This window comes from Anaerotruncus sp. DFI.9.16, assembly GCF_024461615.1.
Taxonomy (GTDB): Bacteria; Bacillota; Clostridia; order Oscillospirales; family Ruminococcaceae; genus Anaerotruncus; species Anaerotruncus massiliensis.
Genome location: NZ_JANFZX010000087.1, coordinates 1 through 7,111, shown reverse-complemented (window position 1 = coordinate 7,111; position 7,111 = coordinate 1). Strand labels below are relative to the sequence as shown.

Sequence of the window (7,111 nt, the reverse complement as noted above, 5' to 3'; positions counted from 1 at the left end):
CACTCATAATAGAGAATCCGGCCCGAAGGCCTGGAGGGCCGGGTCCGTGAAGCGGGAACCAAAGGGTCGGCGAGACCCTTTGAGCGCGTCGGCCGAGGGCAGCTTCGCCGAAAGGCGAGAAGCGCTATATGGCCCGTTGGTCAAGCGGTTAAGACACCGGCCTCTCACGCCGGTAACGCGGGTTCGATTCCCGCACGGGTCACCAAAGATCTAAAGCGCGAGAGCGCTTGAGATAGAGCTGTGCCGAGGGCACTCCTTATCCGGAATTTGGTCCGAGGGCCGAAAGCTTGAGGGCGAAGGGCCGGGCAGGCTGTGATGCCGAAGGCATTCCTTATTCAGAATCCGGTCCGAAGGCTTGGAGGACCGGGTCGTCGCAAGACGACACAAGCCAGGATCCAAAGGGCTGGCAAGCCCTTTGAGCGAGCGTCGCCGCAAAGCGGCGCTCCGGCGAAGCCGGGCAGCGAGCCGTATGGCTGGTGTATATGACGCTGAGGTCCCACCTGTTCCCATCCCGAACACAGAAGTTAAGCTCAGCGGTGCCGACAATACTTGGAGGGTGACTTCCCGGGAAGATAGGTCTATGCCAGCTCCTGCCAGCGTACAATTGTTTTGTACGCTGGCATCTCAAATTCTTCATATTCCTCCTTAGCTCAGTCGGTAGAGCATGCGGCTGTTAACCGCAGGGTCGTCTGTTCGAGCCAGACAGGGGGAGCCATTCGTTGGTGCATATGACGCTGAGGTCCCACCCGTTCCCATCCCGAACACGGAAGTTAAGCTCAGCGGTGCCGAAAATACTTGGAGGGAGACTTCCCGGGAAGATAGGACTGTGCCGGCGCAAAAAGCAGCAACAGCAATGTTGCTGCTTTTTCTTTTTCCCGGCCGCGGGCCCTTGCGCCGGGAGGAGCGGAGTGATAGGATGAAAGAGAACTGAAAAAGAACGGAGCGGATGCGATATGGCCAACCTGACCGTTACGCTGGAAACGATGGAAGCGCAAGAAATCCACGGCGTCTGGGGCAAATCGAGCGACCGGACGGTCTCGAAGGATATCCCCCGCCTCTCGGCGGAATATTATCAGGCCGTCGGGAAAAAAGAGGGGGAGGTCCTGCCTTTTTATGTCCTCTCCCGGAATTACGACCCGCGGACGGAGGCGTTCGAGCTTTTGATCGCGGGGGATTTGGCGGCCCCGCCGCTCGCCGCCTTCACGCTGGAGGCAGGCCTTTACGCACGGATCACCGTCCGCCCCAAGCTCGGGTTTCTGTGGGGCCCGGCGGTGGGGGAGGCCAAGCGATATTTCTATACGAAGTGGCTTCCCGGGAGCGGCTATGCGGCGCGCAACCTGGAATATGAGCTGCACACCGAAAAGAGCGTGGGCAAAGCCCCGTCGATTGACCTGCTCTTCGCGGTCCGCGGCAAGGACTGAGACCCAACGTCTAAAAAAGAAGCCCCCCTTGCAGAGGGCTTCTTTTTTAGATGACGCCGAACCGGCGCAGCGCGTTTTGGATACCGTCGTGGTCGACGTCGTCGGTGACGTAGTCGGCGGCCTGCCGAACCTCCTCGCCCGCGTTTCCCATCGCGACGCCCACGCCCGCGAAGCGCAGCATCTCGATGTCGTTGCCGCCGTCCCCGAAGGCCATCGTATCCGAGGCCGGGATGCCGAAGTGGGCGAGCATCTTTTCAATCCCGATGCGTTTGGAGCCGCCGCGCGGGGTGATGTCGGAAAAGTAGGGGCTCCACCGGGTGGCGGCGCAGCCGGGCATCCGCGAGAGGGGGTAGGACTCCTCCTCGGGGGTGAGGAAAAAGTTGAGCTGGTAGACGTCGTGGTGGAGCGCGCGGTGGTAGTCCGCCACCTCGGGCAGCGGAAGATTCACCGCCTTGTGGGCCGAACGCATGTTGTCGTCGATCCGGTTGGCGTAGATCCGGTCCTTCTCCATGAAGAGGCAGGGGAAGGGGTCGCGGTCGAGCAGCTCCACGAGCGCGCGGATGTCGGCGGCGGGCACGCAGTTCTGGTGGACCATGCCCTCCCGCGTATAGCAGTACTGCCCGTTGAGCGTGATATAGCCGTCGTAGGGGAAGTCGCCGAGGACGTGCCCCTCCTGCATGACGGAGGTGTGCCGTCCGGTGGCGATGAAGAGGAGGACCCCCTTCCGGCGTGCCTCGTCAAGCGCGCGCCAGGTGCTTTCGGGGATGCGGTGGGTCGAAAAGCTCACCAGCGTCCCGTCGATGTCAAAGAAGATTGCCCGAATCAAGCAGAAACCCCGCCTTTCCGCCGCCCTCGGCGGCAAAAGATTCAGAACTCCCGGTAGAGGGCGGCCACCCGCCCGAGGACGACCACATGGTCGGTATAGATCGGCTCCATCGCGTCGTTCTCCGGCTGGAGGCGGTAGCCGCCGTTCTCCTTGTAAAAGCGCTTGACGGTCGCCTCGTCGTCCACCAGCGCGACGACGATCTCGCCGTTGCGGGCGGTCTCGCAGCGCCGCGCCACGATCAGGTCGCCGTCGAAGATGCCGACGTTGATCATGCTGTCCCCCCGCACCCGCAGGGCGAAGAGCTCCTTCGCGTCCCCGCGCAGCGCGACAGGCAGGTAGTCCTCGATGACCTCCTCCGCCAGGATCGGCTGTCCGGCGGCCACCGCGCCGACGACGGGGACCCGCGTCACCTCGCTGTGGGGCAGGCGGATCGAGCGGTTGAGGTTGTCCTCCCGCAGGATGTAGCCCTTCTCCTGGAGGCTCGTGAGGTAGCGGTGCACGGTCGAGGTCGATTTGATCCCCAGCCGCGCGCAGATCTCCCGGACGCTGGGAACCACCCCGGCGTCAATCGATGTGCGGATGACCTCGAGAATGTCGGCCTCCCGCGGTGACAGCTGCTGCATATGGGCACCTCCCGCATGGTTTGTTTTCGGTTCCAGTATAGCAGAAGACGTCCCAAAATGCAAACGTATGTTCTAAAAACTTTAACAGGATGAAACGGGTGTTACCAATATTCAAATTTCGTTTATAAAAAGAGTGACTTTTCTTTAAAAAGTAGCCATGAATCCTTAACAAACCACCCGGAAAAATGGTTATAATAAAGATGTACTCAAGATTAGCCGCAAACATTTTGAGTATCTCTACCCTCCTCAAAACACACCTCAAACAGCTTGGACCGGATGTTGCAGAGCATCCGGCCCTTTTTTTGCGCCGCGAGGCGTCCGGGCCGCCCGCTCAGATGGGCAGGCCGAGCACGCCGCGCGCGAGCCAGACGAACGCGCCGAGCAGGAGGACGAGCACCGGCTGGTGCAGCAGGTAGATCCAGAGGCTTTTGCGCCCGACCGTCTGGAGGGCGGGAAGGCGTCCCCGGTAGCAGAAAGGGGGCAGCCTGCCCGCGCGCGCCCACACCCCGAGATAGGACCCCGCGAAAAAGAGAAGGGTCCAGGGGAGGATGGGGAAGTAGTCGGCGGATTCAAACCAGGGCTGGGGAAACCCGAGGGGGAAGAGCCAGGGGCTGGCGGTGTACCAGCTTTCGGGCAGCTGCGCGGCGAGGGGCGGAAAGCCGAAGACGCCGTCCGGCACCCTCCGGCAGAAAAAGAAGAGGGTGAAAAAGAGGAGGAACCCGGCGGCGGTGGGGATCCGGTCGAGCAGGGGGCGCAGCAGCGCGAAGAGGACCATGCTCGCGCCGAGCAGGTGGAGGATGCCAAAGCGGTCGGGCACCATCGGGAGCAGGCCGGTGACGAGAGTGATGAGCAGTCCGCAGGCGAAACAGGCGAGCCCGCGCCGCAGGTTGCTGCGGGAGTAACGGGAGACGGCGCCCGAAATGAAGACGAAGAGCCCGGCGAAGAGGGGCTGCAGGAACTTCTGGAGCAGCGGCGCGTCGAAGATGGGGATCCTGACGCCGTAGACGGCGATCAGGTCGAAGGCGCCGTGGTAGATGACGACCAGCAGGATGGACAGGCCCCGCAGCTCGTCGAAGAGCAGGACGCGGCCGGGTTTCCCGGCGGAGTGGGACTGGGGCATGGCGCAAACCTCCTTGGCGAAAATGGAAAGGAACCCCCGGTTCCGGCGGCGCGGCCGAAAACAGGAAAAAATTCCCTGCCTGCATTATAGCACAGCCGCGGGCTTTTGGGGGACTTCCGGCGGCAAAACGGCGGAAAACCCGCCGCAGGCCGGGGCGGGCGCTGGCCCTTCCTCCGGACAGGATAGCATGTCCGCGCCGCGAAAACGCGGCAAAAAAGGGGCCTCGCGGCCCCTTTCCCTCAAATCTTCGGAATGTACTGGTCGATGACGTCCCGCGCGGCGTCGGTGTCCGCGAGCATGAGCATGATGAGATAGCCGCCCTGCTCATAGATGACCGCGTCCTGCGCGATCTGGTGGGCGTCGTAGACGTCATAGTTTTCAAACTCCTTGGCGCGGTTGAGCTTCACCTGCTCAAGCGCGTCGCGCACCTTGGGCTCCATCCCCTCGGACGGCTTGAGGATGAAGACGTCGGCCAGCCCGAAATCCCCCGAGGAAAAACGCACCCAGTAGCTGTCGAGCATCGAGACGTCGAGGAAAAATTTATCGGTCAGGTCGTCGTCCGACGCGTCGGTGAGCCCGCGGACGGTCACGTTCTCGTAGATTTTTTCGATCGCCGTTTCCGGTTCGGCGGTCTCCACAAGGGGACCGGCGCTTTCGACGGCGGCGTTCTGCCCGGGCCCCTCCGAACGGCAGCCCGTCAGGCAGAGGAGCAGCGCGCAGAGGAGCGCGATGGTTCTTTTCAAGGCGGAAGCCTCCCTTCCGGCCGTTTCGGCACCTTTTAAGTATAACGGATTTCGCCGGTTAGTCAAGCGGGCCGCCCGGGGCGCCCGCGTTCTTGCAAAAACCGGCGCGATTTGCTATCATTAGCAAAGGCGATTCTATAGGGAAAGGGCGTTTGACATGGATACGTTTTGGGGACTTTTGATTTTTTTCGGCGTGGCGGTGCTGGCCGCCGGCGCCGCGCTGGTGCTCTACAAAAAACTGCACCCCCGCACGGAGGATTCGGAGCGCAGGAAGGTTTCGCGCGTGCTGCGCAGTTTTGCCGCGCCGCGCGGCTGCAAGGTGATCGACAGCCCCGTGCTCGTCTCGAACGGTCTTTCCGGCTGGGCGGACCACATCCTCGTGGGCTATTTCGGCGTTCTGCTCGTCTATGACCTCTGCTACGCCGGGGAATACTTCGGCGGGCTCGACGAGGAGCAGTGGGTCATCGCGGACGAGGGCAAGCGGTATTCGGTGCCCAACCCGCGCAGGGCGGCGGCCCAGTGCTCCGGCCGGGTGCTCACCCTCTGCCGGGACGCAGGACACCGGGTGCCGGTCGAGCAGGTTGCGGTCATCACCTTTAACGACAAGAAGACGATCAGCTATATCAAATCTCCGGAGGTCATCAAGATGGGCAAGCTGCGCGGCTACCTGAACCGCGCGCGGTTCGACGAGGACCGAGGGGTCAACGTCGAGGCGGTGGCGGCGGTGCTGGAAGCCGCCCGGAAGAATTGAGGGGAGTAGGGATGGAAGAACGGTATATGCTGGAACTGCGCGGCGTCAGCCGCCGCATCAGCAGCGAATTTTATCTGCGGGGGATCAACCTCGCGCTGCGCCCCGGCGAGGTGCACGCGCTGGTGGGGCGCAACGCCTCGGGCAAAAGCACCCTCTTTTCCACGATCATGGGCGTTTTTACGCCCGACAGAGGGCAGGTGCTGATTGACGGGCAGCCCGCCGAGATCCGAAACACCTCCGACGCGGTCAAAAACGGGCTGATCCTCGTGGCGCAGCACCAGCAGATGTTTGCGAATCTGCCGGTCTATGAGAACCTCTTTTTTGGCAACGAGCTGCGCATGGGCGGCAAGCTCGGACTGGTGGACAACAGGCGGATGCTCCATCGGTGCGAGGAGGTCTTCCGCCAGATGAACGTCCAGATCGACCCGCGCGCGCCGATGGGCAACCTCACCGACGCGGAACGCCAGCTCACGGCGATCGCCCGCGCGATCGTCACCGACGGGCGGATCATCCTGCTGGACGAGCCCTCCACCCACCTCAACGAGAGCGAAAAGCAGCGGCTTTACGACGCGATTGCCGGGCTCAAGCAGGAGGGCCGCGCCTTCCTGATCATTTCCCACGACCTGAACGAGGTGCTCGCGGTCGCGGACACGATCTCGGTCATGGAGGACGGGGAGATCGTGCGCAGCGCGCCCGCCGGTGAATTCGACGAGAAGGCGCTGATCGAGGCGGTCTACGGCATCAAATCGGAAAATATCTATTACCGCGAGCGGCCGGAGGCCGGGAAGGAGGTCCTGCGCCTCGAGGACTTCTCGGGGCCGAACTTCTCCGGCGTGAGCCTTTCGCTGCGCGCCGGGCAGGTGACCGCGTTCATGGGCGGCGCCCAGTCGGGCAAGCTCAGCGTCGCGCGCAGCCTCGCGGGGCTCTGCAAAACCGGCGGGCGGGTCTACCTCAACGGCGGGCTGCTCGAAATCCCCTCGCCGATCACCGCGGTGCGGGCGGGCATCGTGCTCGCGTCGAGCCAGGCGGACGAGGAGGAGATCCGCGAGAGCGAGATCGCGGTCAACGCGGGCAAGCGGGACACCTCCGCCAGCCGCATGGCGATCTCCGCCAAACGGCTGATGGCCAGCGTGGGCAAGGCCCTTGGCAACTACGTTATGCTCCGGCCGCAGCAGGAGTACATCACGGGCGGAAACCGCCAGCGGGAGCTGGTGGAACGCGCGATGCGCAAGCAGGCGTTCGTCTACCTGCTCTGCGAGCCGACCGCCGGCGTGGACATCCCCGCGAAGATGCGGCTCTATTTTGAGATGAACAAGCTCCTCCAGAAGGGCGCGGCCGTCCTCTGGCTCACCGCCGACATCGACGAGGCGTTCGGCCTCTGCGACAACATCGCCGTCATGCGGGATGGCAGGCTCGCGCTGAGCGGCTCCGCCGCCGGGCTTTCCCGCGAGGCGGTGCAGGAGGCGATCGGAGCCGCCGCTCAGTGAGCGGCGGAGTTTGTCGGTAGTCGACCGACAGTGAGTTCCTTTCTTGCTTGCCCAAGAAAGGAACCAAAGAAGGCACGAGGGGCTTCGCCCCTGCGACCCCCGCGCCGCCTCCGGTTGGCCTTCGGCCAAAGTCGGCGGCG

The 7,111-nt window shown here is 63.3% G+C and carries 7 protein-coding genes, 2 tRNA genes and 2 rRNA genes; 7 read left to right on the top strand and 4 right to left on the bottom strand.

The genetic code is table 11. The annotated features are described in order from the left end of the window. Window positions 1-130: 130 nt before the first annotated feature. The 5 genes from NE609_RS16355 (at window position 131) to NE609_RS16335 (ending at window position 1,421) form a co-directional block, all read left to right on the top strand. Window positions 131-205 (top strand) — tRNA-Glu (locus NE609_RS16355). Window positions 206-472: 267 nt separating this feature from the next. Continuing rightward, a 5S ribosomal RNA gene (gene rrf / locus NE609_RS16350) occupies window positions 473-589 on the top strand. Between the two features lie 50 nt (window positions 590-639). Then, window positions 640-715 (top strand) — tRNA-Asn (locus tag NE609_RS16345). A gap of 3 nt (window positions 716-718) precedes the next feature. Next, window positions 719-835: ribosomal RNA gene (rrf, locus tag NE609_RS16340) — 5S ribosomal RNA — on the top strand. A gap of 118 nt (window positions 836-953) precedes the next feature. Continuing rightward, a complete protein-coding gene (locus NE609_RS16335; protein WP_256153129.1) occupies window positions 954-1,421 on the top strand; it encodes a GyrI-like domain-containing protein in 468 nt (155 codons plus the stop codon). 46 nt (window positions 1,422-1,467) lie between these two features. On the opposite strand, the gene NE609_RS16330 is transcribed toward NE609_RS16335, so the two are convergent. From NE609_RS16330 to NE609_RS16315, 4 genes are all read right to left on the bottom strand, one after another. Then, the gene (locus NE609_RS16330) at window positions 1,468-2,247 is read right to left on the bottom strand and encodes a Cof-type HAD-IIB family hydrolase (RefSeq protein ID WP_256153128.1); all 780 of its coding nucleotides are present in this window, start codon (window positions 2,245-2,247) and stop codon (window positions 1,468-1,470) included. 41 nt (window positions 2,248-2,288) lie between these two features. Further along, on the bottom strand, window positions 2,289-2,870 hold the full coding sequence (lexA, locus tag NE609_RS16325) for a transcriptional repressor LexA (protein ID WP_256153127.1): 582 nt from the start codon (window positions 2,868-2,870) through the stop codon (window positions 2,289-2,291). 331 nt (window positions 2,871-3,201) lie between these two features. Then, the gene (locus NE609_RS16320) at window positions 3,202-3,990 is read right to left on the bottom strand and encodes a heparan-alpha-glucosaminide N-acetyltransferase domain-containing protein (protein ID WP_256153126.1); all 789 of its coding nucleotides are present in this window, start codon (window positions 3,988-3,990) and stop codon (window positions 3,202-3,204) included. A gap of 239 nt (window positions 3,991-4,229) precedes the next feature. Further along, a complete protein-coding gene (locus NE609_RS16315; RefSeq protein ID WP_158595650.1) occupies window positions 4,230-4,733 on the bottom strand; it encodes a DUF4358 domain-containing protein in 504 nt (167 codons plus the stop codon). Window positions 4,734-4,890: 157 nt separating this feature from the next. On the opposite strand from NE609_RS16315, the gene NE609_RS16310 reads away from it, so the two are divergent. Together NE609_RS16310 and NE609_RS16305 are read left to right on the top strand one after the other, a co-directional pair. Beyond that, the gene (locus NE609_RS16310) at window positions 4,891-5,484 is read left to right on the top strand and encodes an NERD domain-containing protein (RefSeq protein ID WP_256153125.1); all 594 of its coding nucleotides are present in this window, start codon (window positions 4,891-4,893) and stop codon (window positions 5,482-5,484) included. Between the two features lie 11 nt (window positions 5,485-5,495). After that, complete coding sequence (locus NE609_RS16305) at window positions 5,496-6,971, top strand: ATP-binding cassette domain-containing protein (RefSeq protein WP_256153124.1); 1,476 nt, start codon at window positions 5,496-5,498, stop codon at window positions 6,969-6,971. Window positions 6,972-7,111 lie beyond the last annotated feature (140 nt).

Coding starts and splice junctions, on each gene's coding strand:
- lexA (WP_256153127.1), bottom strand. CDS start 2,870: ATGCAGCAGCTGTCACCGCGGGAGGCCGACATTCTCGAGGTCATCCGC.
- NE609_RS16305 (WP_256153124.1), top strand. CDS start 5,496: ATGGAAGAACGGTATATGCTGGAACTGCGCGGCGTCAGCCGCCGCATC.
- NE609_RS16335 (WP_256153129.1), top strand. CDS start 954: ATGGCCAACCTGACCGTTACGCTGGAAACGATGGAAGCGCAAGAAATC.
- NE609_RS16320 (WP_256153126.1), bottom strand. CDS start 3,990: ATGCCCCAGTCCCACTCCGCCGGGAAACCCGGCCGCGTCCTGCTCTTC.
- NE609_RS16310 (WP_256153125.1), top strand. CDS start 4,891: ATGGATACGTTTTGGGGACTTTTGATTTTTTTCGGCGTGGCGGTGCTG.